The following is a 25,696-nucleotide window of genomic DNA, read 5'->3' on the forward strand; positions in this document are numbered from 1 at the left end:
TCAGCCCTGATATTCAGGCAGCGCCTGCATCTGCTCTCTGGTCATCATCGTATAGACGCGCACGCGGCCTTCCTTAGTTTCGACAGTCATATCATCAAGCTCCAGTTTGACGGGCTTGGCACCAATGCCGAGAAAACCACCGACATCGACGACGACCGCGTTAATGTCACCCTCACTGTCCATCACGATGTCAGCGATCTCGCCGATCATCTCATCGTTGGCGTCAAAGGTTGTGGCCCCGGTCAGCGCGTCGGCACTCATTGGTGCACTAGTGTTGGACGGGTTCGCCGTTGTGGATGCTTCTACGCTCTCGGTCGGGCTAGTGTCTTCGCCGCTCAGGCCGGAGGTGTCGCCGCCCGCGCCAGACATCTCATAGGCGGGAGCTGTTTTCAGCGCTTCCGCCGGTGCGTTCAACACCAGGAAGTAGCCGTCTGCGCCGCCATCGGAATTACCGTTTCGCACAAATTGCAGCGCATCCATATCGACGGCGATCTGGTTCTCGCCGATGCCGAGGAAGCCTCCGATGTCGACCAGAATAGCCTCTGCGGTGCCGTCACGGCTCAGGATGACATCGTTGACTTCGCCAATATCAGCCCAGCCATCCTGCACGCCGTCCATGACATCCTTCAGGGCATCGTTTTCGGTCTGATAGATACGTTTTCCGACGAAAGATGAGGCATGGAATTCGGCCGGGCCTGCTTCGCTGCGAAACATGTCGCTGGTCTCGGTAGCCACAGCAGGCAAACCCATCGTGAGGACAAGGGACGTGGATATAAGAAGGTTTTTCATGGCTTTAGCTCCTATTTCGTGACTTCATATGCGGGCTCGTGCTTCAGTCAGACAACGTGGCGATGCGAGCATGGTTCCCTTGCGTGCGGCATATTGTGCGCCATGGGCGAGAACTGGCGCACATCTGTTTGCAACCGGGAAAACGGCAGGGAGCTGAACGAAAAAAAAAGGCCGCCCCGATGCGGGACGGCCGGCAAGATATTTCGCGGCGCGTGCCGGGATCAGCCTTCGTCGTAGACCCCGGACAATGCCCGATCTTCCGCCTCGAAGGGAAGTGTCTCGAACGTGATGCTCACCTCATAGCTGTCTTCACCTTCGGTAATCTGAGGGCTGCACTCCAGCTGTCGGGCGAACCCGCGGATCAGTTGGCTGCCGAGGCCGGTGCTTTCATCCTCAAATTCAGTGCTGTCGTCCGATATGGAATTCGTGATCGTCAGGCACACTTGCAGGTCATCCAGTACCTCGAGCGACACTTTCACCCAGCGTTCGCCATTCTTGTCGACGCCCAGGTACTTCAACGCATTGGTCGCAGCTTCGACGGTGAGCAGGGACAGTGGCACTGCCTGATCCGGATACAGCACGACAGAGTCGAGCGAAATATCGATCTTGGGCACCGGTGCGCTGGTCGGGGCCAACTCGGTCAGCGGCTTAACCACATCCCGCAGCAGATCACTGGCTTGGACCCGACCCAGCTCGGAGGCCTGGTAGAGCGTCTGGTGCACAGTTGCCATGCTGGTCACGCGGCGATTGACGGTCTGTAGCGCGGCGGCGGTGGTCTTGTTCGTAGTGCGCCGGATCTGCATGGAGATAATCGAGGAAATGAGCTGCAGGTTGTTCTTCACCCGATGATGAAGCTCTTTCAGCAGCACATCCTTGTCGTGCATTGCGTCAAAGAGCTGGGCCTCGTCGTGCAGCAATTTCTCCGCTACCTGAGTGAACTGGTTTTCGATCACTTCCAATTCATGTGGCATGTAGGTGCCGTCTGGTTTTTCCGGCAATACGCGGGCGCGTGCGAACTGACGCATCTGCAGGCCAATCAGCCGCAGATACCGGACGACCTGACGGTCCAGTGCGATATAAATCAGGAATAGGCTGACCAGCCACATCAGCATCGGAAACAGCGCAGGCGTCAGCAGCAGGCTTTTCAGGACGCCGGTTTCTGACGGTGTGTGTTTTCCGTCCGGGTCCCAACTTCCAATCACATAAAACCCATCGCTCAGCACCGGGACAATGGAGAAAAGCCGGGTCTGACCTGCGGCGTTCTCTGTTTCGATGTGTCGGGGGTTGAGCGCGATAAGTTCCTTGATGCTCATGCCGGCTGGCAACCGCTCCAAGGCAGTTTCCCGCGCCCCTGAAGCGCTGAGGATTTCTCCTTCGGCGCTCAACGTGACGAGGTCGATGGGGCGTTCCCCCAACTTGGCCTGGAACTGCTTGTCTATGCGGTCGTGCGGAACGTGAATGATCTGGTTGCCGATAAAGGCATCACTGTCGTCAAACACAGGTTCCGACACGATCAGAACGGAGCTACCGGCGACAGGACCAAAGGAATTTACCCGCACCTCGCGCTCGGGGCGGCGCATCCAGTCCGGGAAATTCGGATTGGCCGAGTAATCAATGGTGAGATTGCTGGACGCGCAGCTCATGACGCCGTCTCTCGGCAGGAAACCGGCAAAGCTGTAGCGGTCTTCAGTTGCTTCGATGAACCGCCCCATCAGCGACTTGCACCGTTCGACATCGGTCGCCAAATCCGGCACAGACAGCGCGAGCGTTTCCGCAGCAGCGAAAGCGGATTTGATGATCTCGCGCTCTTCCTGCGCAAACTCCGCCGTAAGGGCCTGCAGGCTCAGATTATTGGATTCTGCGACCTCTTGTTGCAGGCGCACGGTCTGGTCTACCGCGATCAGGCCGAGGGGCACCATCGCAACAGAAAGCAAGACGGCGAGGCGAACAGACAGCCCGCGCGCCCAGGCGAAGGGCCTGGATGCGTCGTTTGTATCATGGGGGAGAGAGTCGTTTTTGGGGTCACCCCGGCCACGCATGATGGCCAGGGACGGGAAGTTCATTCTGTTCACGCGGCGGTTCCACCACTTGCTGCGACAACGGCGTGGGTGGCTGCATCCGTCAACTCCATGCGATCATCAGAGTTCATCTGCATCTTGAGAGTGAGTGCCTCGCGCCCACGGTTAAGGCGGCTCTTGACGGTGCCGACCTTTACGCCGCAGACGTCGGCCGCCTCTTCGTAGGAATATTGCAGCACGCCGATCAGCGTCAGGATCTCGCGCTGCTCGACCGGCAGTTCGCCAAGGGCGCGGCGGAACTCGGCAAGCTGCAACCGTCCATCATGTGCCGGTTTGACCGAGATGCTCTCGGTAATCGCCCCGCTGGAATCTTCGACCTCGCGCACCGCTTTGCGGCGGTTCGAATAGAAGGTGTTGCGCAGGATGGTAAACAGCCAGGCCCGCATATTGGTGCCTTCCTGGAACTTTTCCAGGTTTGTCCATGCTTTCAACACGGTGTCCTGTACCAAGTCATCGGCAGCGGCGTCATTTCGGGTCAAACTCATGGCGAAGGCGCGCAGCACCTTCATATGGCTGGTCAGTTCAGCCTTGGCATCCTGTCGGTCCATTATTCGGCCTCCTCCTGCGAGTGGGAGGGCATGCCAGCTGCCTGACCCGCCCCATTCGCAACCGGGATCTTGTCCAGACGATCAAGCAGCTCCATCAGATGCGGCGGTAAATCCGCGTTTGCATCCTCGACAAAAACCTTCTTCAGGTTTTCGTCGATCAGAGTGTCCCATGGCTGATTCTGAGGCCTGTTTGCCATTCGTTTCTCCCGCAACACCTTTTACCTTCAGGCGTAAGTTAAATTACATTTCTATGGAACAAACGCGAAGACCGTGCGTTTGTTCCATAGAATTTTTGGTGACAGGAGAAAAAAAATTGTCGACCTCTACAACAGGACAAGCCCTGACTCTGTCGGACCTCATCGCACCGCATCTGCCCTATTTGCGCCGCTATGCACGTGCGCTGACCGGGGCTCAGTCCTCTGGCGACACCTATGCGGCTTCCACTCTGGAGGCGATCCTGACTGATCCTTCCTGTTTTGATGCGGAAGAAGTCGGAGGCAAAGTCGCCCTCTTCAAAGTGTTCCACAAACTCTGGGGCAGCTCTGGCCAGCCCGTTGCCGAATTTGATGAGGGCCCGCGCGCGCGGGCTTTGCAGCATCTGGCATCTCTCACGCCCAACACCCGCGAAGCGCTTTTGCTGAACACGGTCGAAGCATTTTCCGTCAGTGAAGTCGCTGAGGTCATGGAAATCGAGGCAGATGAGGCAGCACGACTGATCCAGCTGGCCCGCGACGAGATGCAGCAGGCTGTGACCGGAAAGATCATGATCATCGAGGATGAGGCGATCATTGCGATGGATCTCGAAGGCATTGCCTCCATGATGGGGCATGAGGTGACCGGGATCGCACGGACGCGCAAGGCTGCCGTCAAGCTGGGCATGGAAGAGAAGCCGGATCTGATCCTTGCGGATATCCAGCTGGCCGATAATTCGAGCGGCATTGATGCCGTGGCCGATCTGCTGGAAGAATTGGGCGATGTTCCGGTCATCTTCATCACGGCCTTCCCCGAGCGCCTGTTGACTGGCGAACGCCACGAGCCTGCGTTTATGATTGCCAAGCCTTATGTGCCCGATCAGGTGATCTCTGCCATCAGCCAGGCGATGTTCTTTTCATCGACCGATACGCTGACGAGCTGATCGCAGCCTTTGATGAAAGCTGAGAACCCTGGGTAGAGATGTCCGGGGTTTTTTCATGTCTGCAGCTCCGGTCGAGTGCGGGGCGAGCAGATATGAAAACGCCCTGCGCACGTTTCAGTCCGCAGGGCGTTTTTCGTGGATGCGCCGCGATTTTACGAGGCGGACATTGCCCTCAGCATCCATGCGGCTTTTTCGTGAAAGGCCGCGCGTTCGGTCGCCAGATCGCCTGTGACCATATCCTTGCGCGCTTCCGCCAGTTCAATGAGCGCGTGCAGGCGGTGTGCCAGGCGCATGTGGTCACGTTCGAGATCCTTGCACATCTCACCAGCACTCGGCATCTGGCCCAGATCGTCGATTGCGCTGTCCGAAAGCACGCCGCTGATCTTGCCCGACGTCAGGTGCCCAAGGGCCCGGATGCGCTCAGCCAGCTCATCTGCGGCGGCGAACATATCCTGGTATTGGGCCTCGGTGAGATTGTGCAGCGAGAAGAACAACGGCCCCTCGACGTTCCAGTGATAAATATGGGTCTTCAGAGTGAGACGGTACGTATCCGCCAGCACGTCGCTCAGCCCTTCGGCAATTGGCGTCGTATCCCGAACACCGGTTTCCACTGGGGCGATTTGCGGTTTCACGTTTAGTGCAGCTGTCATGTCATATCCTTTCGAGCGAGGAAATCTTGGGGTTCGTCAGCGGCTGCCTGTTAGCGGCGTACAGCGCGAAAGATGATCGCGGCGACGAACAGCACCAGAAAGATGAAGAAGAGGATCTGTGCGATCCCGGCCGAGGCGCTGGCGATACCGCCAAAGCCAAAGACGGCCGCGATCAGCGCGATCACCAGGAATGTCAGTGCCCAACCAAGCATGGGAGTCTCCTTTGCCGTGTTACGTTGCTCGCCCGTTGCGAGCTTCGATAATACAACGGGAACAACGTGCTTTTGTTCCGCTCACGTTCAGGGAAACTTGGGTTTAGTTCCGTGGCAGGGGTGCGACGGTCCGGGCCATGGGCCAGAAATGACGGGTTCGCCTGTCCATGCGCGCGCTGGTTTCAGTGCGCCGCTCTTGATGACAGTTTTTGCGAAAAACCGACAGTTCAGTCCGCGTATGTCCGCGGTTATTTCAGCGGTTAAAGACCAGTTTGAGCGAGAAAGAAAACTGCGATCCCGGAAGGTCGCGCGGCGCTTTGCGGAAGCGGCGGGCGCTTGCAATCGCACGTAGGGCAGCTTGATCAAAGGCAGCAGAGCCGGAAGACCGGGCAACTCCGTAGTTCAAGAGTTGGCCATCCCGGCTGACCGTCAGGGTGACCACGACGGCAGCGTCGCCACGCCCGCCGGAGGGGTAGCGCTGACGGCGTGCGATACTGGCGCGGATCTTTGCACCCCATACCGCCCTGAGCTTGGCTTGTCGGCCTTTGCTGGCGGTGCTCGTCCGTGTCTCGGCGGACGCGCCGGCCTGACTGCCGCCACCGGAACCGGCTGCACGTTGCTCGGCCCGACCTGTGCTGGTGGTGTCGGCTTTCTGTGCCGTTTCGGGAATGTCTTCTGGCTCTGGCTCTGGCTCTGGTTCCGGCTCAGGCTTTGGTTCCGGCGGAGGAGTCGTGTCGATTTCCGGTGTCGCAGTGTCTTCCGGTTCGCTCATGGCCAGCCGGACCTCGGCTCGCGGCGCAGGCGCGCTTTCGACCTGCGGCAGCTCTGGCGGGGCAGTATCCATATCGGGTGTGTCGAGGGTTTCTTCCAGAACCGGGGGTGTTTCCGGCGGTCGTTCCCACTTTTGCACCATCTCACGGACCGTGGGTGCGGCCCCGGCAAGAGAGATGAGGGCTTCACCGCCCGCCCCAGCATCTTCGCTGCCATCGGCGGGGATGTTTGCAAAAATTGCCACATGCGCCGCGATCGCCAGCGCGGCAAACAGGCTACCTTCTATCCAGTGTTTCATTTCGGGCTCACCACCAGTTCGACGCGGGCAAACCCGGCAGCCGACAGATCTCTCAGCAATCCGGCGGCGGTGGCCGCTTCAAGCTCTGCATCGGCCCGCAATTGCAGCACGGCGTCAGCTGACGAGATCTCTGCCAGGCGGGCCAATGCCGCATCGCCATCCTGCCCGTCAAACGACAACCTGCCAGCTTTGTCGACATAGAGCGTTGCGTCGGCGTCCAGTGGTGTCTCCAAATCTGCTTCGGGTGGGTTCACCTCAAAGGGATCGGGTTGGGCCAGGCGGGACGTCATCAGAAAGAAGATCAACAGCAGAAAGACCACGTTGATCATTGGAACTATCGATTCCGCGCGTGGGCGGCGGGGGGCGTCTGTCAGGTCCATCAACGACTACTCCACCAACACGACGGAGGTGAACCCTTCGCCGCGCAGCACTTCGGTGAGGGTCACGATGCGTTGCAGGCTCGCGCCGTCCTTGCCGCGCAGGATCAGCACGTCGGCCTTGTCCTCGACCAACGGCGTCAGTGCGACCGCCAGTTCGGTTTCCGCCACTGGTCTGCCGTTCACATAGACCTCGGTCGGCGCGACATCGATCAGGCGGGGTGGGCCGGTGTACTCACCGCCACCCGCCGCAAGCGGCAATGGCAAGGCCGCGTCGATGCCAAAGCGTGACGCCAGCATGAAAAACACCAGCAAAAGGAACACCACGTCGATCATCGGCGTGAGGCTCGGCTTGCGCCGGGGGCGGGCAGGGGTGTCGAACAGCATTGCGGATCATTCCGCCGCAAGTCGGATGGTTTGCGGTTTCTCGGTGACAAACAGACGGGTTGCGCCGTCTTCGACATCGCGGCGAATGCGGTCGATGACCGACTCGAACCACGTCAGCGCCGCAGAGGCAGGAATGGCAACCGCCATACCGGCAGCGGTGGTCAGCAGCGCCTCCCAGATACCACCGGCCAGCATCGAGGGATCGGCCTTCGATCCGGCGGCCTGCAGCGCCTGAAAGGCCGCAATCATTCCCATAACGGTTCCAAGGAGACCCAGCAGCGGCGCGATGGTGGAGATCAGTTCCAGCGCGCCAAGGCCACTGCGGGCCGAGCCGAGTTCGCGTTTTGCGACGCGGGCCGTTTCCTCGCGGGCATGTGCATCAGGCATCGACTTTATCGCGGACAGGGCCGCGGCAACCACCTTGGACCGGACGCCACGGCGACCCTGAACCAGCGTCAGCGCCCGGTCCGCATCGCCTGCCTCATAGGCGGCGACCGCTTGACGGGCCTTGCCTTTCGACCAGGCTCCGATCAGCGCCAGGCGCCAGATTTTCCACAATATCAGCGCCAACGTAATGACCGACAGGGCGGCAATGGCCCAGATCGAGGGGCCACCGTCACGCAGGAATGTCTTGGCCTCGTCGAAGGCGCCTCGCGCCATTGACGGCAGATCCTGAGCAGACGCCGGTTCGGATGCCGCAGGTGACACATCGTCCGCGTTGGTGCGCGCGACCGGCAGGGCTTCTGACGTCGAGGGAGTTGCGGAAGCCCCATCGGTGGCAGGGCTCTCGCTTGTCGTCACCGGGGCAGTCTCTGCAGTGATTGGCGTATCCGGCGTGTCCGGGGAGGTCGGTGCCGCAGGGGCCATCATGTCGATGGCAACCTCAGGAACAGGAGCTTGCGTCGCGGGAGTGTCCGGAGCCGCAGTCTGTGCCGTGGCGAGCACCGGCAGCAGCAGGAATGTCGTAAGAACGAGGGACTTTTTCATTGTCGGCTCCGTCTAGCAAGGCCTGGCACTGATCTCGCTCAGTAAGCGGGGTGCTGGCAGAATGGCTTGGCTACACGATGCGCGCGGTCATGCGATCCGTGATTGGCTAGAAAGAGGCAATGGCCCCACGATTGGCGCCTAATTTAGCATAGCGTTTTTGTCAAGTTAAGGCTGTGCATCAGACTCCGCCTGTCGGGTCCAATAGGCGGCAATATAGTGATCCTTGGCGTTGAGGCCGGCAGATTTCAAATGCGCCCGGACTTTCTGGGCTGCGCTCTTTTCTGCGGCCAGCCAGATCATATGGCCCGGCGTATTCGCAAGCGTCGCAATGGCGAGATCCCCGAGATCCCCGGCGTTCGAACCGTGATGTTCGATGCGTATTCCGGGGTGATACGGCATGGGGTAGTCTGCGCTTTCGGGGGTGGTCAGCTCCAGCACCACGCGGCCGGAGGCCTTGGGGCTGAGGGCGTCGAGAATACGTGCGACGGCAGGAAATCCGGTTTCGTCGGCATAGATCATGATCGTCTCGATCTCCGGGATGCCGCCGCCGCCGGGGCCGGTCAGGCCAACACGGCAACCGGGGCTGACGCTGCGCGCCCATTCGGTGGCCCGTCCGCCGTCATGTTCAAAAATGTCAAAGACCAGGCGTCCGGTTGTGACATCCAGCGCGCGGACCGTATAGACTGGGCGGTGCAGCGTGGCGTCTCCCTTGGGCCAGATCGTTTGGCCGGTCTCCGACAGATAGGGCCATTGCGGCGTGTCCAGAGCCGGGTTCGGCAGGGCCAGGCGGAAGTGAATTGCATCCGTCGTGAAATGGGTCAGATCCTCTGCCTGCGCGGTGACGCGGAGAAATGAGCCGGGAATCCTCTCGACGTGTTCGACGGTGATGAACTGGAAATTCGGTGGCCGGCGGCCGGCGCTCTCCTGTGCATCGGACCAGCAGATTTCTGCGGCGATCTCCGGAGCGAGGTGCTCGATCGTATCGCTGAGGCTTTCCTTCAGCACGTAGAGCCAATCCGCACGAGGGGCGCCGATCCTAGCCAGGGAATGCGCGTCACGGCGCTGAAGGCTGTAGTTGCCATATGTGGTCTCGATCTGCACCTCGTCGTCGCTGTCGATCACCACCGGCAGGTCAAACTCTTGCGCGCGCTGCTGAATCACGCTGCGGATGGCGGGAAAGGACAGGCCGGGCAACAGGGTCTGCGCTTCGAAGGAAAATCTCTCTTGCATGGACATGGTAGAGCCTTCTCAGGTTGGAATGACGTGGGGGGTGGCGTGGTTCGGATCGGCGATGATGGTGCAGGGCAGGGCAAAGACCTCCTGCATCATGGTCTCTGTGATGACGTCTTTGGGGCTGCCCTGACTGTGCACGTGACCACCGCGCAGCGCGATGATGTGATCGCAGTAGCGCGCCGCGAGGTTGATGTCGTGCAGGACCATGGCAACCGTGCGCTCGGTCTGATGGTTCAGCCTTCGCACCAGTTCCAGAAGTTCGATCTGATGCGGCAGATCAAGGAATGTTGTGGGTTCGTCCAGCAGCAGCAACTGTGTGTCCTGCGCCAGGGCCATGGCGATCCAGGCGCGCTGACGCTGACCACCCGACAGGGTATCGAGCGACCGGTGTTCCATGCCGTCCAATCCCGTCGCCGTCAGGGCAGCGGCCACGGCGGCAGCGTCCTCGACCGAATGCTGGCGCCAGGCCGATTGATGCGGGGTGCGACCGCGCAGCACCAGATCGCGGATTGTCAGCCCCTCCGGAGCGACAGGTGACTGCGACAGGATGGCAAGACGCCGTGCAACGGATTTGCTGTTCTGGCTGGCGATGCACTGCCCATCGAGGATGACTTGCCCGGTGCCCGTCTTCTGCAGGCGGGCGAGGCTGCGCAGCAGGGTCGACTTGCCGCAGGCGTTTGGACCGACGATGGCGGTCACTGCGCCGTCGGGCAGATCGACAGAAAGCTGGTCGAGAACCGTGTTGTGGGCAAAGCGGACGCTCAGGTCCCGGGCGGCGAGGCGAGGTTGGGCGCTCATGATCTAGAGGGCTCCTTTGCGAAATTGGGCGACCAGAAGCCACATGAGAACCGGCGCACCGATCACGGCGGTGAAGACGCCGGCAGGCAGTTGCACCACGGGTACGAGACGGGCGGCGGTATCCGCGCCGAGGGTGACCAAGGCGCCCACAAGTGCCGCGGCCGCGAGAACCGGTGCGCCGGTGCCAAGCAGGCGACGTGCCACGGGCCCCGCAACAAAGGCGACAAAGGGCAGTGGTCCGGCGACGCTGACCGCAAGCGCGGCAAGGAGCACGCCAATACAGGTGATGACCAACCGCAGGCCGGCCAGACGTAGGCCGAACCCCTGCACGATATCGTCGTTCATGGTCAGACGGCTGAGGGGGAATTGCAGCCAGAGAAGCACGGGGGTCAACAGTAGCAGACCGCCCCAGATCAGCGCGGCATCTGTCAGATTGCGCGCGTTGAGCGTACCAGTCAGCCATTGCGCCATATCGGCGGCACGCTGTTCGTCCGTCATGCTCATCAACAGGTCGCTGGTGGCGCCCAAGGTCAGGCTGGCACCGATCCCCACAAGGATCAGCCGATAGGGATCGAGACCCGTGCCGCGCCGCCTGTCCCAGGCCAGCACCAGCACCAATGCCGCCGTCAGCAGCCCTCCCGCCAACGCCCAGGGCAGCACAAAGCGGACTGAACCGAACAGCAGGATCGCCAGCACCGCGCCGCAGCTGGCACCGGCGTTGAACCCGATCACATCCGGCGAGGCCATCGGATTGCGCAGCATGGACTGGAAGATCGCACCGGACAGGCCAAATGCTGCCCCCGCCCCAACGGCGACCAGCACGCGCGGCAGGCGATGATCGAGCAGGATCATCCGGGTGATGTCTTCCATGTCGCCGCGCAGCGCGGTCCACAGGTCCGCTGCGCCAACCGGAAAGCTGCCCATGTGCAGGGCCGCAAGACCGCCGGTCAGAACCAATAGCATCAGGCCGAGCCCGACCAACAGGTTGCGCCGCGCCAGTTGCAGCGACAGTGTGCCGAGGCGAAGGGTATAGGTCATAGCGCGCGCACTCCCTTGCTGCGGACCAACCAGATCAGGACCGGCCCGCCGAGGATCGCGGACATCACCCCCGCCTGCATATGTCCGGAGAACAGAGCCGAGCGGGCAAGAATATCGGCCAGGCCCATCAGAAGTGCCCCATAGACCGCGCTATAGAGCGACAGCCAGCGTATATCGGCCGGGGCGGTTGCTCGTGCAAGATGCGGCACGATCAAGCCGACGAACGCAATGGGACCGGCCATCGCGACGGTTGTGCCGCACAAGATCACGATGGCCGCTCCGGTGAGCAGTTGCAGCAGGCCGACCCGAACGCCGAGGCCCTGGGCCGTGCTTTCGCCAAGTTGCAGCGCGTTGAGGCTGAACCCGGCGACAAATGCCAGCAGTAGCCCCACAATCAGGAACGGCAGCAGGGTCGAAACCATGTCCAGCGTGACGTTGTCGAAACCGCCCAGAACCCAGACGCGATAGACCTCCAGCGAGGATCGGCTGACCAGCAGCAGGCCGCGGATCAAGGCGTAGAACAGGGCGCTCACTGCGGCCCCGGCGAGGATCAGGCGTCCGGTACGTGACGGGGCGTTGCCGCCCAGCGTGAATACAAGACCCGAGGCCAGCGCGGCCCCTCCAAGAGCGGCCCAGATGAACTGAGCAGGATCGGAGATCCCCAGCGCAATGGTGCAGAGCACCACGCCAAGCGCGGCACCGGCGTTCACTCCCAAAAGGCCGGGATCGGCCAGCGGATTTCGGGTGAGCGCCTGCATCAGGGTGCCTGCCACGCCCAGGCTGCCGCCGCAGAGCAGCGCGCCCACTACGCGCGGCAGGCGGATCTGCCAGATGACAAATTGATCCGGCGCATCGGGGTCATAAGCCACCAGTGACTGCCAGATATCGCCCCAACTGACCGGGCGCGCGCCCATCCGCAATGCCAGCAAGACGCTCAGAACCAGTACGAACAACCCGGCTGCCAGCCAGGTCAACCGATGCGGCGTGATGTGCCGGGGCAGGGCGCGGGGCGTGACCTCAGCTGTCATCAGCGGGACCTCCTGCAAGAATGCCCGCGGCCCGCGAGGAGGTGACTTCGGTCGCAGGATCACCGTCCATTGCCTGCTCCAGCAGCGGCACCAGCGTGTCGAGCGCATAGTCGAGACTGAGCGGGCTTGAATGTGACAGGGCGGAGGACAGCATCAGGTCGGAGTAGATCTCCCGTCCCTCCGAGTAGGCCCGCATGAACCGGCGCAGGGGCAGGCGTTTCAGACGGTGCACCGAGGCCCCGCTGTCGAGCCAGATCAGCACATCGGCATCAATCGGAGAGAGGTCCTCGTCCGGCACCTTTACATATGCATGGTTCAAATTGCTCTGAGACCGGATCGCCTGAGGTGTGACAAAGCCAAGTTCGGAGAGGAATTTGCCGCGGATGTCATATTCCGTATAGGCGCCTGTGGTGCCAGCCCAGACCATGATGCCAGTTGCGCCCTGCCATTCGGGATGATCGACGCGTACACGGGTGATGCGCTGATTGATGCGGTCAACCACTGCTTCTGCCTTGTCTGACCGCCCTGTGGCCTGGCCCAGCCGCAGCAGCATATTCTGCCATGTCATGCCGTAGTCGCCAGTTCCGGGGGCCGAGGCGACGGTGGGGGCAATTTGCGACAGCAGATCATATTCCCGTCTGGTCATGCCGGACCATTGTCCGACGATCAGGTCGGGTTTCATCGCGGCGATGGCCTCGATGTCGATTTCGCCCTGCATCACAACAGGTGTCTCTTCGCCAAGCGCCTCTTGGCCCCACGGCCAGACGCCAAATTCGAACGGGCCGTACCACTTGCGGAGCGCATAGGGCACCACGCCGAGCGACAGCAGGAAATCATGCCCGATAAAGCTGAGCGAGACCACGCGCGTAGGTTGAGCCTCGATACGTGCGCTGCCATAGATGTGGTCGATTTCCACCGGAAACGCGTCGGCCGCACTTCTGTGTGGCAGCAAAGCAAGGATCACCAGAATGAACAATTGACGCATGGGGCGCCCTTTTCAGGTTCGGGCTGAAGTCGGAACGCCCCCAGACCTGATGGCAGGTCCGGAGGCGCAGTTTTGGTTAGAATTTCGACGTGAGCGTCAGGGACACATTGCGACCCTCGCCGATGTAGCAGGCACCGGATTGGCAGGTGGCAACGTAATTCTCGTCTAGGAGGTTCTGGATGTTCAGCGCCACCTGCCAGTTGTCACGGGAATAGGTCACGGCCGCGTCGTAGAGCGTGTAGGCAGGCGTCTCATAGGTGTCGCTGCCGCCCCACGCGGCCCCGGTGTATCGCACCCCGGCGCCGAGCTTCCAGCCCTGCAGTGTTCCGACCGTTGGCGCGTAGTTGACCCAGAGCGACGCCGCATTCTCGGGCACCTGGCCGATTTGCGCACCGCTGGAGTTTTCGGTGTCGAGGTAGGTATAGGCGGCATCAAAGCTGACGTCGCCGATCCGGTGGAACAGTTCCAGTTCCAGCCCTCTGGCGGTGGCTTCCCCGGTCTGGATTGAGAAACCCGGGTTTGCCGGGTCGCTTACGGTCATGTTGGATTTGGTCAGATCAAACACCGACGCCACAAAGAGCGTATCGGTTCCAGCGGGCTGATATTTCACCCCGATTTCATATTGGGTGCCCTCCGTCGGTTCAAACGGCGTGCCGTTGACGTCACGCCCGACCTCGTCCTGACGGAAGCTTTCGGCATAGCTGAAGTAGGGGGCAACGCCATTGTCGAACCGGTAAAGCGCGGCAAAGTTCCCGGTCCAGGCACTGTCGTCTGCGGCGACGGAGGTCGCGCCAAAACTACCGGTGCTCGCCCCGGTCTTGATGCTGCCGTAGCGCAGGCCAAAATCGATGAACAGCCGATCGTCCACGACCGCCCGGTTCTGCAGATAGGCCCCCCATTCGGTAATGGAGGTGCCGGGGCTGTCTGTCACGGTGATGCTGGGATAGCCCGTGTACGTCGGGTTGAAGGGATCAATCGGGGCGATTTGTGCGCCATACGCGGTGTCACTGTCGTAGTAACCGCGCGAATAGCTGGCCCCGATGATGCTGCGCATCTCTACCCCACCCAGCGCGTAATTCGCGGTGGCATAAGCATCGAGTGCGGCAGACTTCATCTCGTTCTCGGCACGGTAGAACGTGCGGTTGATGGTGCCATCGGGATTGTAGCGTCCGTTGGCGGTGTTATCAAAGGCCCACCAGGCATGCTGATAGAGCGCTTCGCCCTCCAGATACCGTGCGCTGGCATCAAGGCTCCAGACCTCGTTGAACCTATGGCTCACCATGGCGGTGACGCCGCGCTGTTCACTGTTGAAGACATCAAAGCCGGGCTCGCCGACGAACAATGTATCGTCAAAATAGGTGCCATTGCCAAAGCCGGTGGCCGGCTCAAGCGTGCCGTAAAGCGAGGCAAACTGCAAAAGCGGGCTGCCGTCGCTCTTTTGGTAATTGGCGAGCAGAGTCAGCTCGGTGTCATCGTTCGGGCGCCAGGTGATCGACGGTGCCAGCGCCAGCGAGTCATCCTGAGAGAAATCGACCGGGGTGTCCGCATTGCGCAGCAATCCAACGATGCGGTAGCGCAATGTGCCGGACGCATTGAGGTCGCCGCTGACGTCAGCCGCGATCTGCGCGCGCTGGTTGGACCCGACGGAGAGTTGCCAGAGGTTGTCGCTGTCTTGTGCGGCGGTTTTTGAGGTGGTGTTGACCACGCCGCCCACGGACCCGCTGCCATACAGCCCTGACGACGGGCCCTTCAGAACCTCGACGCTGTTCAGCAGGAAGGGTTCTGGTTTGGTATCATTGTAATAGCCGTAGCGGGCGTTGAGGCCATCGTGCAGCGTGGAGGGGGCAAAACCGCGCACGAGCGACCAATCGGAACGGTTGTCGAGCCCCCATTGCCCCGCCGTGATGCCGGAGGCGTATTGCAGCGCCTGTTCCACGTTGGTGGCACCCCGTTCCGCGATCTGCTGGGCGGTGACAACATGGATTGCCCGAGGGGTCTCAAGGATCGGATCGCCGGTCTTGGCCACTGTCCCGCTGTCGAGCGCCACGCTCTCGCCAAAGAACACCTCGGCGCGGTTGGCCTTTACCAGAATTGGTTCGAGTTCGATTACTTCTGCCGAAGCGGGCAGAGCCGCCATCAAGGCCAGAAAAGATACAGCTGTTGTCCGACGTGCCATTGTGCCACTTCCGCTCGTAGTCGTGTTGGTCTCATGTCTACCTGGCGGAAAAGCTTGGTACGGCTGCGGCTATAAAACCCATATAAAAGAGTCAAGTATTATTGCGTGGCGCGCCCTGCTGTACCCAACGGCAGGAACGCGATGCATCTCCAATGAGCAACAGTATGTGCAGCTCTTCAACGCTGGTGATCGTGGCGGTTGAGAGTGGGTTGACAGTTTGGTGACGCAGAGTCCTAAATATCCAACATTTTTGAATTTCAGGGACGAAATGCTGTTCTCTCGCCGCCCGACCGAAGACGACACGGTTGTCGCCATGCTCGCCTCTGCGATCCGGCGCGACATTTCCTTTGGCACGCTGCGCCCGGATGAGAAGCTCAAGATCGAAGCCCTGCGCCAACGCTATGGCGGCTCCAACCATTCGATGCGGGAAACTCTGCGGATGCTGGTGTCCGAGGGCATGGTCGAAGCCACAAATCAACGCGGGTTCAGAGTGACCTCTGCAACGGAGGATGATCTTGCCGATATCCTGCTGATGCGGCTCGAGGTTGAAAAGCTGGCCCTGACACGCGCCATGGTTCAGGGCGGTGTCGATTGGGAGGCCTCCGTCGTGGCCTCGCATCACCAGATGATGCGGGCAGAGGATCAGGTGCGCCAGGATCCCAACGACGTCTCCGCGCTGGAATGGGATGAGGCCTGCCGGACACATATGTTGTCTCTGATTGCGGCCTGCAACTCGCCGCGCCTGATCGACATGGCCGGGCGGTTCTATGACCAGTCGCGCCGTTTCCGGCTGGCACGTCTGCGCGAGGGGCGGATCGCGTTCAAGGCCCGTCGCACCCGGCACGAAACACTCAAGACAGCCATCATGGACCGCGACACACAAAGGGCTCTGGCGCTTCTGGAGGAGGACATCCGGGCAGATCTGCGCGGCTGACGGAACCAGAGCCAAAGACTAAATTCCAATGGGAGGACAACAGGATGACTTTTAATAGACGACAGACACTTGCGCTCATGGGGGCGGCTGCCGCTTCTGGGCTTGCGGCACCCGCCATTGCATCGGGCAAGAAGCCGGTCGTTGGCGCGCTGAGCCTGACCAGCCACTCCGGCAGCTACATTGCGCTTGAGCGCGGCTACTTCAAGGAGGCTGGCCTCGACGTGGAGCTGAAGTTCTTTCAGGCCGCACAGCCGATGACCGTGGCGATTGCCTCCGGCGATGTCGACTTTGGCGTCACCGCGATTTCCGGCGGTCTGCTGAGCCTCGCGGACAAGGGCGCGATCAAGGTGATCGGTGGCGCTCTCTCCGAAGAGCCGGGTATCGACGGGCAGAAGATCCTCGTTTCCGATGCGGCGTATCAGGCCGGGCTGACCTCGCCCGCGGGTCTCGACGGTCGGCGCTTTGGCATGACCACGGCGGGATCCTCGTTCCACTACATGGGGTCCAAGATCGCGGGCGCAGAAGGCGGCACGCCCCAGTTTGTGCCATTGCAAAAGGTCGGTGCCATCATCGGCGCCTTGAAGTCGGGTCAGATCGACGCCTGGTCCATCGTGCCGCATATTGCCAAACCGCTGGCGGGCTCCGGCGCGGTGCACATCATTGGGGATGTGGCGGATTACCTGCCGAACTATCAGGTCACCACGGTTTTCACCTCTGCCAAGAATGCCAGCGATGAACGTGGTCTGACCGAAAGCTTCCTCAAGGGCTTTGGCATGGGTGTCGCGGACTACAATGCCACTATGGTCGACAAGGAAAACGGCGACGAGGCCATCAGCGAGATGGTCGATCTGATCCACAAATACGTCTATACCGACCGCCCGCGCGAAAAGGCCGCCCCCTCGATCATCAACGGCTCCATGCGCCTGAACAAGGACGCGGCGATCAATGTGACATCGGTTGCGGATCAGCTGGCCTGGATGCAGGCGCAGGGTCTGGTGGACAGCGGCATCACGCTGGAGACCTTCCTTGATACCAGCTACGTCGAGACCATCGGCGCCTGAACCGGAACTTCCGGGAGCGGCTCCGGCGCCGCTCCCAAGACAAGGCATATTCTCATGGATATTCGACTGGACGGGATCAGCCATGCCTATGGCGAGACCGAGGTCCTGCGGGACATATCGCTTGATGTGGCCTCGGGGCAGATCGTCTGCCTCGTGGGGCCGTCGGGCTGCGGCAAGTCTACGTTGCTGCGCTTTCTGGGTGGGCTTGAGCGGCCCTCGGCCGGGCGGGTGCTGCAACTGGGCACCCCGCCCGAGGGCTGTCTCAACCCGCTGACCTATGTGTTTCAGGACTTTGCCCTGCTGCCCTGGCGCAGCGTGCGTGGGAATATTTCGCTGGTGCTGGAGGATCACGGTATCCGCGGCGCCAAGGCGGATGAGATCATCGCGGATGTGCTCGCGCGCACCAAGCTGACCGATTTTGCCAAGGCGCTGCCCAAGCAATTGTCCGGCGGCATGAAGCAACGGGTGGCGATTGCCCGCGCGCTGGCGGTGAAGCCTGCGGTGATGCTGATGGACGAGCCGCTCTCCGCGCTCGACAGTCAGACGCGCGAATTGCTGATGGATGATCTGATCGCCCTTTGGGAGCGCCAGCCGTTCACCGCCGTCTATGTCACCCACAACCTCGCCGAGGCCGTGCGGCTGGGCCACAAGATCGTTGTACTGTCGCGCCGGCCCGGGCAGATCCGCGAGGTGGTTGAGATTGCAAAACCGCTGTCAGAGCGCGGATATGCGGATGCGGAGTTGGAGCAGGTGCAGAAACACCTCTGGAACCTAATGCGAGACGAGGCCCGCGCGGCGGATGAGGAGCTCTTGAATGTCTGACACATCCATTACGCGCCAACCGCTTGAGGTCCGTTTTCGCGGCGGCGGGTTTGCCCCCAAGGCGCATCGCTGGGTTGGCCTTGCCGTCTTTGCCGTGATCATCGGCTTTGTCGAATGGGGCACGCGGGTCGGCTTCATCTCGGCCCTGACCCTGCCCAAACCCTCCGATGTGCTCGCCACGCTGGTAGAGCTGTGGCAATCGGGCCTGTTCGTCAAACATATGGTGCCGTCGCTGAGCCGTCTTGCCGTGGGGGCCGCGCTGGGCGCCAGTGTCGGCGTGGGCGTTGGCATTCTGATCGGGCTGTTCTCCTTTGTGCGCGCCGGGCTGGTGCCGCTGACAGCTGCGATTTTCCCAATCCCGAAAATCGCGCTGCTGCCGCTGTTCGTGATCTGGTTCGGCATCGACGAAGGGTCGAAATACGCACTGATCGCCTTCGGCACCTTCACGCCCACTGTGGTTGCAACCTATGGCGCGGTGGACAATGTGGATCGCTCGCTGATCCGCATGGGGCAGAGCTTCGGCCTGTCGTGGCTGTCGATCGTTCGCAAGATCGTGTTGCCCGGGGCGATGCCCGGCATCCTCTCCGGTCTGCGGATCAGCCTCGCCATCGCCATCATCCTGCTGGTCGCGGCAGAGATGCTGGGCGCGCAATACGGCATCGGCGCCTATATCCTCGAAGCGGGCTCGCTCTATGATCTGGAGCGGCTGTTTGCCGGCGTGGTGATCCTGTCGCTGCTGGGGGTGTTGACCTCCGGCGCCATCGGCATGATCGAGCGGCGGGTGCTGGACTGGCGGTCCTGACGGGCCGTTGCCAGGCGCGGTGTCAGGCGTTCCAAAGCACCGCGCCCAAGTCCGAGACGTCATAGCCGCCCATGCTGGTTGCGCGCTGGGCAAAGGTGTCAGTCCGGCAGAAGGTCAGAAATGTCTGGAAAGGGGGCTCGAACCAAGCCTTGCGATCCACCAGCAGGGCAAATTCCTCCTGCACCAGCGGGGTAAACCGCAACCCGTAGCTCTGCGCCATCGCCTCAAGGCCAAAGGTCACATCCGCCGCACCCCGGCGCACGCTCTCCACCGCCTCGTCCTCTGACCGGGCCACTTCGGTCAGTGTCAGCTCCGCAAGATCAAGGTGTACCTCTGCAGCCAGATCACGGAAAAGTCGATCCGTGCCCGATCCCGGCTGGCGCGGGGCGAGGCGCAGGCCTTTGATATCGACCAGAGAGGTCAGATCCGATTGGTCTTCGCGATGGACAAGGCCACGCTGGCGGCTGGCAAAGCGGATGAGGACGCAAGTCTGGCCCTTGGCTACACGCTGCACTGCAGGGATGTTCCAGACGCCGGACTTACTGTCCCGCAGATGCAGGCCCGCTGCGATCCCGTCGCCCTTGGCGAACCGCTCCAGCCCGTCCATTGACCCGTCGAAATAACTCGCAAGGCCGGAACGCGACTGCCGAACGGCCCAGTCGAGCAATGGATCATGACTGCCCAGCAGAATCTGTGGACGGTCGACTTGCGGCTGCGGCGCGGCCCCTCCGGACTTGGCCTGCTCGATCCAGCTGCGGATTTCGGCGGCCGGAAACAGTAGCTTGCCGGTGGCGCGGGAACAGGGCACATGGCCCGAGGCCGCCAGATCATAGATCTTGCGTTCCTTCAGGCGCAGCAGCTCCGCCAGTTCGGGGACGGTCAGGTATTCGTGGTCTGGGAAATCGATATCGGTCATGTCGCAGTCTGCTGGGGGCGGCGAATGTGCCGCCCCGCAGACTGTATCAGTTCTTCGGCGCGTTGGGGAAGAACAGTTGCTGGTCACTGACTTCATAAGCGGCGATGGCACTCTGGCCATCTTCGGAGATCAGCCAATCGGCAAAGCTCTTGGCGGCCTCGACATTGACCGAGGGGCATTGCGCCGGATTGACCGGGATCACGCCATATTGGTTGAACAGATCGTCGTCACCCTCGACCTTGATCTCATAGTCCTGCTTGTTGCCAAAGCTGATCCAGGTGGCGCGGTCGGTCATTACATAGGCGCCCATGCCGATGCCCGCGTTAAGCGTCGCGCCCATGCCGGAGCCGGTTTCGCGGTACCACTCACCGGATCCGGTCGCCGGATCGACCCCCGCATCAGCCCAGAGCGCGACCTCTTTCTTGTGGGTGCCGGAATCGTCCCCGCGCGAGGCAAACAGCGCCTCGGAGTCGGAGATCTTCGACAATGCACCTTGCACATCATCCATGCCACCGACGTTTGCCGGGTCTGCGGCGGGGCCGACGATGACGAAATCATTGTACATCAGGTCGGTGCGCGTGGTGCCAAATCCCGCCTCGACGAATTTCTCCTCAGACGCCTTGGCGTGGACCAGCAGCACGTCACCATCGCAGTTCTGCGCGTTCTTGATCGCCTGGCCTGTACCGACAGCAACGACATTCACCTGGATGCCAGTTTTGTCCTGAAACATCGGCAGCAGATAGTCGTACAGGCCCGAGTTCGCGGTCGAAGTGGTCGATTGCACGATGATCGACTGGTTGGCGGCAATGGCGCTTGTGGCGAGAGTCAGCGCGACAATGGACGCACCGAAGGACTGGTTCAGCTTCATATGGGATCTCCTTTAAGGTGTTGGTCAGAAAACAAGTCTGCCGTTCAAATAATCCCGTGCCGCAGAGGATTGCGGTTCGGGAAAGAAGTCGCACGCCGGGCTGTGCTCGGCCACGCAGCCGCCATGCAGGAACACCACATCATCGGCGAGACGCTTGGCCTGGCCGATGTCATGGGTGACACAAATCACGCGAATGCCACTGGCGCAGGCGTCGCGCACAATGGCCTCGATCGCCTGGGCGGAGGCAGGGTCAAGGCTCGCGGTCGCCTCGTCCAACAACAGCACCTCCGGCTCTGTCGCAAGCGCACGGGCCAAGGCAAGCCGTTGGGCCTCCCCGCCGGAAAGGCGTCGGGCCGGGTGGCGGGCCTTGTGGAGCAGGCCGACGTGGTCCAGCAATGCGTCGCGCGACTGGCGAGGCTTGCCGCGTGCTTTCAGGACAAAATCAATATTGGCGGCGACGGACCGGCGCAGCAGAACCGGTTTCTGAAACACCAGGGCCTGCCGTTTGGTGACTTGCGCCGGGGATTGATTGCCCCATTCAATCCGTCCGGATGTGGGCGCGATCAGCCCGTGCAGGATTTTCAGCAGCAGGCTCTTGCCGGCCCCGTTGGGCCCCATGATCGCGGTGCAGCCATGGGGCGCCAGATCCAGATCGAGACCACGCAGGATGGGCGTGCCATCACAACTCAGTTCGAGCCCGCGCACGCGCAAGGGCAGCAGATTGGCCTCACGCTGGGCCAGCCGTGCCTGTGGTGCGAAGCCAACGGTGTCGATGCTAGACATAGGCCTGCCTCCGCGCGCTCATCCGTAGGCTCTGCACTGCAGCATTGACCCCCAGTGCGATCACCAGCAGCACCAGCCCAAGCGCCAGCGCCAGCGCCAGATCCCCTTTGGAGGTTTCCAGTGCGATTGCCGTGGTCATCACACGGGTCAGATGGTCGATATTGCCGCCCACGATCATGACCGCGCCCACTTCGGCCACCGCGCGACCAAACCCGGCCAAGCCAACGGTCAGCAGCGAGTATCGGGCGTCCCACAGAAGTGCTGTGATCGTTTGCACACGGCTCAGACAGAGCGAGCGGAACTGTTCCGCGTACTCCGTATGCAAATCCTCCAGCACCTGCCGGGACAGGGCGGCGACGATTGGTGCGATCAGAATTGTCTGCGCGATGATCATTGCACTTGGGGTGTAAAGTAGGCCCAGAAAACCCAGCGGCCCAGATCGTGACAGATGCAGGTAGACCAACAGGCCAACCACGACGGGCGGCAGCCCCATCAGGGCATTCATCAGTACCAGGACCGCGCCACGACCGCGAAACCGGCTGATCGCCACCCACGCGCCGACCGGCAACCCGATGAGGCAGGCAAACATCGTGGCACTGAGGCTGACGCGCAGAGACAGGCCGACGATCTCATAGAGATCGGCGTTGCCGGAGGTTACCAGCTGAAGCGCCAGCGAGAAGGCTTCTCCCATATTCTGCAAAATTTACAGCCCGTGCATTTTGTTCCGCATTCAGGTTAGATGCCAAGCCGCGGGAGGAGCAAGTATGTCTGCGCCATCCTGCGATAAAAGGCGACATCTCGGACATTTTCGGATACTGAAGGACTGCATAATTTACGGAAGTGGACAAGTTGACCCTGGGTGGTGATGCGATTTCATCAAACCTGGATAGTCCCGCGGCGACGGGAGACTCTTCGTTATAGGAGGCACACACAACGGGTGGCGCTTGGCTCACTGGTGAATTCAGGCGATTTTCTCTGCCAGAGAGACTGGGTGTGACGGGCCTCGCTTTGAGCGGACGATCCGGTGCGGGCCAGGCAGGTTTTTTGCCCCCCAAGATGTGCATTTGGGGCACGTCCTTTTCAAAAGATGTCAGGCTTTTTCAGTCCTGTTCTGGTACCATCGGCGCGGATTGTGAAAGCCATTGATGTGCTGGAAAACGTCAGCGCCGTTTCTTGGCGCATATGCTGGAGCCTGCGCCATATCATCTCTGCTTCGATGGTTTTGAGGCCACGCTGCCGAGGTTTCACAACAGTTGCCTCTGCCGCGCATCGAGCCCTGGAAGCCGTGCTGGCACACGGGCTCTTGGCTGTCGTGAGAGCAATGTTGGCAGCCGCGATCCGGGTGGTGGAGGCCGCTTCGGGGAGAACTGGCTTGCATGCTCAGACCCCGGCCCCGCCGAACGTACGGCCAAGAGCTGTCCCGCCGTCTTCGGAGCCATCAGTCGTGGTTCATGCCGCTGCGACCGAAGCGCTGGGCTTGCTCGACGGTCGAGTGTCCGGAGAGTTGACAGTCAGATGTGCAGGGGGCTGTTCCAGTCGCCAACGTTCGAATGCGGCATCAAACGCACTTTCGAGGTTGCATGTATAGCCAGCTGTATCAAACAGCGGCGTTCTTCGGCGGTTCACCATTAGTTTGCTCCGCAGCGCCAGCAACGCATCCGGGTCCTGAGCATATTGCAACGCGCGAGCTTCGTAATCGGCGTCATCTTTTGCGATGAGCGTCGGAAGGTTCATCGCGCTCAACAGACTTGCCCCGACGCGGGCGGCAAATTGCTGTCCGGGACGTGTGAGAACGGGAAGCCCGGCCCATAGAGCATCGCTGCAGGTCGTGTGCGCGTTGACGGCAAACGTATCGAGAAACAAATCGGCTACTTTTTGACGCGCGAGATGTTCATCCTGCTGCATGCGGCCCGCGAAGATCAACCGATCACCGCAAACGCCCCTGAGCTCAGCTTCGCGGCGCAGGTTGGCTTCTGAGGTCGGTCCACCGGACAGAAGCCATAGCACACTGCCATCGACCTTGGTCATCAGGCGCATCCAGATGTCAAATTCGCGCGGGGTGATCTTGTAGCTGTTGTTGAAGCAGCAGAAGATAAAGCCCTCTTCCGGCAGGCCGCAGTCTGCGCGTGTGAACTGTCGGGGCGCGATATGACGCTGGTCGTCGTTGGGCTGATAGCTGTGGGGCAGGCGGATCAGATGCTCTTCGAAATGACGTTCACTGCCGACGGGGCTCACCACCGAATCGGTGATCAGATAGTCCATCGCCGGGGTGCCCATGGTGCCGGGATAGCCGAGGAATGACATGTGTACGGGGGCAAGGCGGCTGGCAAAAATTCCGCTGCGAGAGCGGCCAGTGAACCCCTTCAGGTCTACCGCGATGTCCAGATCTTCCGCTTGTGCCAGCGCGATCAAGCCGTGATCCGACAGCTGCCCGACCGCGTGAAACTTGTCTGCTGCCTCGCGCGCAAAATCTTGCTGGGTGTCGCTGCGATCAGGCCCGTAGGAAAACAGCTGAATCTCGAAGCGCGACTTGTCATGGCTGCGCAGCAGGCCACTCATCAGGTGCATGGTGGCGTGGTTGTGGAAATCGGCCGAAAAATATCCGATGCGCAGCCGGTCGGGACGCGATGCAGGTCTCGCGGCGCATGTTGTTGCCGCTTGCGTCGTGGGCATATGAGATTCGGCATATGCGTGTGTGCGCAGCCGCAGCAGGTCTGGATTATCTTCTAGGCCAATGGTCATGAACGGTGCGACAGGCGTGCCGCGCAGGCCAAGATGGCGACGATGCGTCTGATAGTCGGCAATCCAATTGAAATCGTTGAGCATTGCCATGGCATGCAGTTTGTTCGCGCGGATACGGTCGTCATCCGGGTTGATGGCAAGAAGTTTCGCGAACTGCGCATTTGCCGCTTCAAACTCCCGGTCCAAGCAGAGCATTTGCCCGTAGTTTGAACGCGCCTCATATAGGTTTGGAGCGTGGTCGAGGGCCTGCCTGTACAGTTCTTTGGCGCCGGCAGTGTCCCCTATCTGGCGTTTGGCATTTGCCAAGTTGTAGAGGATGACTGCGTTATCGGGCGCCAGTTCTCGAGCAGCATCGAGCAAAGGGGCCGCGTCTTCTGGGCGTCCTATCTCGGATAGGAAGTTGGCAAAATTGTTCAGCGCCAGCAGGTGATGCGCATCGAGGGTCAGCGCCATCTGATAGTGGGTTTCGGCGGCCTTGATATCGCCCTGCACCGCGTAGACATCTGCCATTCCCACGTAGGCTTCGGGAGTGCTCGGGGCCAGTTCGCGTGCGCGGTTCAAGCAGGTGAGAGCATCGTTGAGTGCGCGGCGTTTAAGGTGGCACAGACCTTGAATCGTCCACAGGAAGGCAGACGCAGCATAATGCTGGAGCAATTTGGCACAGGCTGTCGAGGCGTCTTCGTAACGGCCTGCGGCGAAGACAATCGAGACACGCTCTCGCATTGAAGACGGTAGCGGATCGTTGGCGGATTTTGGGTGTAACTGATGGGGTGGCGCCGAATCGGCGAGAGAGCGGGGTGGGGCGCTGTTCTGCGCCGCGGTCATCACATCAGCATTCTGCAGAGAGTGTGCAAAGGTCATGGAGTCCAATCTCATTTTCGCGCTCTATGGTCCCGGCCCTGGCCTGCGGTCATGCAGGAAGGCGCTTCTGCCTACCGGTGAAACTGACTATGAAACGTGAGAATTAAGATTGAATTGACTGCTTCTGGCCGCCATTCAGAGAGGCGGGCCTTGAATTCGCCATGCCGCTCGGTTACATCGCCTTCCAGTCGACAAGAGAGAGTGTGAGAGCCCTATGGCCACCATCAATCCAGTACAGTTCATCCAGCAGGTGCGCGCCGAAGTCAGCAAGGTTGTCTGGCCGACCCGCCGCGAGGTTCTGCTGACCACTGTCATGGTGTTCATCATGGCTGCGCTGACCGCGGTATTCTTTGCATTGGTGGATCTGTTGATCCGCTTTGGCTTGAATGGCGTTCTCGGGATGTTTGGTTAAGGCGC

The 25,696-nt window shown here is 61.1% G+C and carries 27 protein-coding genes; 6 read left to right on the forward strand and 21 right to left on the reverse strand.

Annotated features, from left to right (window positions below; translation table 11 throughout):
• The 4 genes from CLV89_RS17325 to CLV89_RS17340 form a co-directional block, all read right to left on the reverse strand.
• Positions 1–789, reverse strand: coding sequence for a PRC-barrel domain-containing protein (locus tag CLV89_RS17325; RefSeq protein WP_106164931.1), 789 nt, complete (start codon positions 787–789; stop codon positions 1–3).
• A gap of 221 nt (positions 790–1,010) precedes the next feature.
• Positions 1,011–2,708: a sensor histidine kinase gene (locus CLV89_RS17330; protein WP_243395049.1), complete on the reverse strand. Its 1,698-nt coding sequence runs from the start codon at positions 2,706–2,708 to the stop codon at positions 1,011–1,013.
• A 149-nt stretch (positions 2,709–2,857) separates the two neighbouring features.
• Positions 2,858–3,415, reverse strand: a complete 558-nt coding sequence (locus CLV89_RS17335; RefSeq protein WP_106164933.1) for an RNA polymerase sigma factor — start codon at positions 3,413–3,415, stop codon at positions 2,858–2,860.
• Positions 3,415–3,612: a hypothetical protein gene (locus CLV89_RS17340; RefSeq protein ID WP_106164934.1), complete on the reverse strand. Its 198-nt coding sequence runs from the start codon at positions 3,610–3,612 to the stop codon at positions 3,415–3,417. The genes CLV89_RS17335 and CLV89_RS17340 overlap by 1 nt, the downstream gene beginning before the upstream one ends.
• A 116-nt stretch (positions 3,613–3,728) precedes the next feature.
• Here CLV89_RS17340 and CLV89_RS17345 point away from each other — a divergent pair, with 116 nt between their 5' ends.
• Positions 3,729–4,550 carry a response regulator gene (locus CLV89_RS17345; RefSeq protein ID WP_106164935.1) on the forward strand — a complete coding sequence of 274 codons (822 nt, stop codon included), beginning with the start codon at positions 3,729–3,731 and terminating at the stop codon, positions 4,548–4,550.
• A 152-nt stretch (positions 4,551–4,702) separates the two neighbouring features.
• Here the strand turns inward: CLV89_RS17345 and CLV89_RS17350 are convergent, their stop codons facing one another.
• From CLV89_RS17350 to CLV89_RS17405, 12 genes are all read right to left on the reverse strand, one after another.
• Positions 4,703–5,200 (reverse strand): Dps family protein, encoded by a 498-nt coding sequence (locus CLV89_RS17350; RefSeq protein WP_106164936.1) that lies wholly within the window; start codon positions 5,198–5,200, stop codon positions 4,703–4,705.
• A 50-nt stretch (positions 5,201–5,250) separates the two neighbouring features.
• Positions 5,251–5,412, reverse strand: a complete 162-nt coding sequence (locus tag CLV89_RS17355) for a DUF1328 domain-containing protein (RefSeq protein WP_106164937.1) — start codon at positions 5,410–5,412, stop codon at positions 5,251–5,253.
• Positions 5,413–5,665: 253 nt separating this feature from the next.
• Positions 5,666–6,481 carry an energy transducer TonB gene (locus CLV89_RS17360; protein WP_106164938.1) on the reverse strand — a complete coding sequence of 272 codons (816 nt, stop codon included), beginning with the start codon at positions 6,479–6,481 and terminating at the stop codon, positions 5,666–5,668.
• A complete protein-coding gene (locus tag CLV89_RS17365; RefSeq protein ID WP_106164939.1) occupies positions 6,478–6,861 on the reverse strand; it encodes an ExbD/TolR family protein in 384 nt (127 codons plus the stop codon). The genes CLV89_RS17360 and CLV89_RS17365 overlap by 4 nt, the downstream gene beginning before the upstream one ends.
• 6 nt (positions 6,862–6,867) lie before the next feature.
• Complete coding sequence (locus CLV89_RS17370; protein WP_106164940.1) at positions 6,868–7,245, reverse strand: ExbD/TolR family protein; 378 nt, start codon at positions 7,243–7,245, stop codon at positions 6,868–6,870.
• Between the two features lie 6 nt (positions 7,246–7,251).
• Positions 7,252–8,232: a MotA/TolQ/ExbB proton channel family protein gene (locus CLV89_RS17375; RefSeq protein ID WP_106164941.1), complete on the reverse strand. Its 981-nt coding sequence runs from the start codon at positions 8,230–8,232 to the stop codon at positions 7,252–7,254.
• 165 nt (positions 8,233–8,397) lie between these two features.
• Positions 8,398–9,468 (reverse strand): siderophore-interacting protein, encoded by a 1,071-nt coding sequence (locus tag CLV89_RS17380; RefSeq protein ID WP_106164942.1) that lies wholly within the window; start codon positions 9,466–9,468, stop codon positions 8,398–8,400.
• Positions 9,469–9,480: 12 nt separating this feature from the next.
• Positions 9,481–10,263: an ABC transporter ATP-binding protein gene (locus tag CLV89_RS17385; protein ID WP_106164943.1), complete on the reverse strand. Its 783-nt coding sequence runs from the start codon at positions 10,261–10,263 to the stop codon at positions 9,481–9,483.
• Positions 10,264–10,266: 3 nt separating this feature from the next.
• The gene (locus CLV89_RS17390; protein ID WP_106164944.1) at positions 10,267–11,301 is read right to left on the reverse strand and encodes a FecCD family ABC transporter permease; all 1,035 of its coding nucleotides are present in this window, start codon (positions 11,299–11,301) and stop codon (positions 10,267–10,269) included.
• On the reverse strand, positions 11,298–12,329 hold the full coding sequence (locus CLV89_RS17395; RefSeq protein WP_106164945.1) for a FecCD family ABC transporter permease: 1,032 nt from the start codon (positions 12,327–12,329) through the stop codon (positions 11,298–11,300). Before CLV89_RS17395 ends, CLV89_RS17390 begins: the two co-directional genes overlap by 4 nt.
• Positions 12,319–13,314 carry an ABC transporter substrate-binding protein gene (locus tag CLV89_RS17400; protein ID WP_106164946.1) on the reverse strand — a complete coding sequence of 332 codons (996 nt, stop codon included), beginning with the start codon at positions 13,312–13,314 and terminating at the stop codon, positions 12,319–12,321. Before CLV89_RS17400 ends, CLV89_RS17395 begins: the two co-directional genes overlap by 11 nt.
• Positions 13,315–13,390: 76 nt before the next feature.
• Positions 13,391–15,490, reverse strand: coding sequence for a TonB-dependent siderophore receptor (locus tag CLV89_RS17405; RefSeq protein WP_106164947.1), 2,100 nt, complete (start codon positions 15,488–15,490; stop codon positions 13,391–13,393).
• 268 nt (positions 15,491–15,758) lie between these two features.
• Between CLV89_RS17405 and CLV89_RS17410 the strand changes: the two genes are divergently transcribed.
• The 4 genes from CLV89_RS17410 to CLV89_RS17425 are packed head-to-tail and all read left to right on the forward strand — an operon-like array spanning position 15,759 to position 19,109.
• Complete coding sequence (locus CLV89_RS17410) at positions 15,759–16,424, forward strand: GntR family transcriptional regulator (protein WP_106164948.1); 666 nt, start codon at positions 15,759–15,761, stop codon at positions 16,422–16,424.
• Between the two features lie 44 nt (positions 16,425–16,468).
• The gene (locus CLV89_RS17415) at positions 16,469–17,485 is read left to right on the forward strand and encodes an ABC transporter substrate-binding protein (RefSeq protein ID WP_106164949.1); all 1,017 of its coding nucleotides are present in this window, start codon (positions 16,469–16,471) and stop codon (positions 17,483–17,485) included.
• A gap of 54 nt (positions 17,486–17,539) precedes the next feature.
• A complete protein-coding gene (locus tag CLV89_RS17420) occupies positions 17,540–18,307 on the forward strand; it encodes an ABC transporter ATP-binding protein (RefSeq protein ID WP_106164950.1) in 768 nt (255 codons plus the stop codon).
• Positions 18,300–19,109, forward strand: coding sequence for an ABC transporter permease (locus CLV89_RS17425; RefSeq protein WP_106164951.1), 810 nt, complete (start codon positions 18,300–18,302; stop codon positions 19,107–19,109). The genes CLV89_RS17420 and CLV89_RS17425 overlap by 8 nt, the downstream gene beginning before the upstream one ends.
• A gap of 22 nt (positions 19,110–19,131) precedes the next feature.
• On the opposite strand, the gene CLV89_RS17430 is transcribed toward CLV89_RS17425, so the two are convergent.
• The 5 genes from CLV89_RS17430 to CLV89_RS17450 all read right to left on the reverse strand — a co-directional run bounded on the left by CLV89_RS17430 (position 19,132) and on the right by CLV89_RS17450 (position 25,279).
• Complete coding sequence (locus CLV89_RS17430) at positions 19,132–20,025, reverse strand: helix-turn-helix transcriptional regulator (protein ID WP_106164952.1); 894 nt, start codon at positions 20,023–20,025, stop codon at positions 19,132–19,134.
• A gap of 46 nt (positions 20,026–20,071) precedes the next feature.
• Positions 20,072–20,893, reverse strand: coding sequence for an ABC transporter substrate-binding protein (locus CLV89_RS17435; RefSeq protein WP_106164953.1), 822 nt, complete (start codon positions 20,891–20,893; stop codon positions 20,072–20,074).
• Between the two features lie 24 nt (positions 20,894–20,917).
• Complete coding sequence (locus CLV89_RS17440; protein ID WP_106164954.1) at positions 20,918–21,676, reverse strand: ATP-binding cassette domain-containing protein; 759 nt, start codon at positions 21,674–21,676, stop codon at positions 20,918–20,920.
• Positions 21,669–22,376, reverse strand: coding sequence for an ABC transporter permease (locus CLV89_RS17445; RefSeq protein WP_106164955.1), 708 nt, complete (start codon positions 22,374–22,376; stop codon positions 21,669–21,671). Before CLV89_RS17445 ends, CLV89_RS17440 begins: the two co-directional genes overlap by 8 nt.
• Positions 22,377–23,125: 749 nt before the next feature.
• On the reverse strand, positions 23,126–25,279 hold the full coding sequence (locus tag CLV89_RS17450) for an O-linked N-acetylglucosamine transferase, SPINDLY family protein (RefSeq protein WP_243395052.1): 2,154 nt from the start codon (positions 25,277–25,279) through the stop codon (positions 23,126–23,128).
• Positions 25,280–25,493: 214 nt separating this feature from the next.
• Between CLV89_RS17450 and secE the strand changes: the two genes are divergently transcribed.
• Positions 25,494–25,691 (forward strand): preprotein translocase subunit SecE, encoded by a 198-nt coding sequence (gene secE, locus CLV89_RS17455; RefSeq protein WP_106164957.1) that lies wholly within the window; start codon positions 25,494–25,496, stop codon positions 25,689–25,691.
• Positions 25,692–25,696: the final 5 nt, after the last annotated feature.

Source organism: Tritonibacter scottomollicae (assembly GCF_003003215.1).
In the GTDB taxonomy this organism is placed as follows: domain Bacteria; phylum Pseudomonadota; class Alphaproteobacteria; order Rhodobacterales; family Rhodobacteraceae; genus Epibacterium; species Epibacterium scottomollicae.

Coding starts and splice junctions, on each gene's coding strand:
- CLV89_RS17435 (WP_106164953.1), bottom strand. CDS start 20,893: ATGAAGCTGAACCAGTCCTTCGGTGCGTCCATTGTCGCGCTGACTCTC.
- CLV89_RS17405 (WP_106164947.1), bottom strand. CDS start 15,490: ATGGCACGTCGGACAACAGCTGTATCTTTTCTGGCCTTGATGGCGGCT.
- CLV89_RS17420 (WP_106164950.1), top strand. CDS start 17,540: ATGGATATTCGACTGGACGGGATCAGCCATGCCTATGGCGAGACCGAG.
- CLV89_RS17325 (WP_106164931.1), bottom strand. CDS start 789: ATGAAAAACCTTCTTATATCCACGTCCCTTGTCCTCACGATGGGTTTG.
- CLV89_RS17390 (WP_106164944.1), bottom strand. CDS start 11,301: ATGACCTATACCCTTCGCCTCGGCACACTGTCGCTGCAACTGGCGCGG.
- CLV89_RS17425 (WP_106164951.1), top strand. CDS start 18,300: ATGTCTGACACATCCATTACGCGCCAACCGCTTGAGGTCCGTTTTCGC.
- CLV89_RS17375 (WP_106164941.1), bottom strand. CDS start 8,232: ATGAAAAAGTCCCTCGTTCTTACGACATTCCTGCTGCTGCCGGTGCTC.
- CLV89_RS17415 (WP_106164949.1), top strand. CDS start 16,469: ATGACTTTTAATAGACGACAGACACTTGCGCTCATGGGGGCGGCTGCC.
- CLV89_RS17380 (WP_106164942.1), bottom strand. CDS start 9,468: ATGTCCATGCAAGAGAGATTTTCCTTCGAAGCGCAGACCCTGTTGCCC.
- CLV89_RS17370 (WP_106164940.1), bottom strand. CDS start 7,245: ATGCTGTTCGACACCCCTGCCCGCCCCCGGCGCAAGCCGAGCCTCACG.
- CLV89_RS17335 (WP_106164933.1), bottom strand. CDS start 3,415: ATGGACCGACAGGATGCCAAGGCTGAACTGACCAGCCATATGAAGGTG.
- CLV89_RS17410 (WP_106164948.1), top strand. CDS start 15,759: ATGCTGTTCTCTCGCCGCCCGACCGAAGACGACACGGTTGTCGCCATG.
- CLV89_RS17395 (WP_106164945.1), bottom strand. CDS start 12,329: ATGACAGCTGAGGTCACGCCCCGCGCCCTGCCCCGGCACATCACGCCG.
- CLV89_RS17330 (WP_243395049.1), bottom strand. CDS start 2,708: ATGGTGCCCCTCGGCCTGATCGCGGTAGACCAGACCGTGCGCCTGCAA.
- CLV89_RS17430 (WP_106164952.1), bottom strand. CDS start 20,025: ATGACCGATATCGATTTCCCAGACCACGAATACCTGACCGTCCCCGAA.
- secE (WP_106164957.1), top strand. CDS start 25,494: ATGGCCACCATCAATCCAGTACAGTTCATCCAGCAGGTGCGCGCCGAA.
- CLV89_RS17360 (WP_106164938.1), bottom strand. CDS start 6,481: ATGAAACACTGGATAGAAGGTAGCCTGTTTGCCGCGCTGGCGATCGCG.
- CLV89_RS17450 (WP_243395052.1), bottom strand. CDS start 25,279: ATGACCTTTGCACACTCTCTGCAGAATGCTGATGTGATGACCGCGGCG.
- CLV89_RS17350 (WP_106164936.1), bottom strand. CDS start 5,200: ATGACAGCTGCACTAAACGTGAAACCGCAAATCGCCCCAGTGGAAACC.
- CLV89_RS17355 (WP_106164937.1), bottom strand. CDS start 5,412: ATGCTTGGTTGGGCACTGACATTCCTGGTGATCGCGCTGATCGCGGCC.
- CLV89_RS17385 (WP_106164943.1), bottom strand. CDS start 10,263: ATGAGCGCCCAACCTCGCCTCGCCGCCCGGGACCTGAGCGTCCGCTTT.
- CLV89_RS17440 (WP_106164954.1), bottom strand. CDS start 21,676: ATGTCTAGCATCGACACCGTTGGCTTCGCACCACAGGCACGGCTGGCC.
- CLV89_RS17365 (WP_106164939.1), bottom strand. CDS start 6,861: ATGGACCTGACAGACGCCCCCCGCCGCCCACGCGCGGAATCGATAGTT.
- CLV89_RS17340 (WP_106164934.1), bottom strand. CDS start 3,612: ATGGCAAACAGGCCTCAGAATCAGCCATGGGACACTCTGATCGACGAA.
- CLV89_RS17400 (WP_106164946.1), bottom strand. CDS start 13,314: ATGCGTCAATTGTTCATTCTGGTGATCCTTGCTTTGCTGCCACACAGA.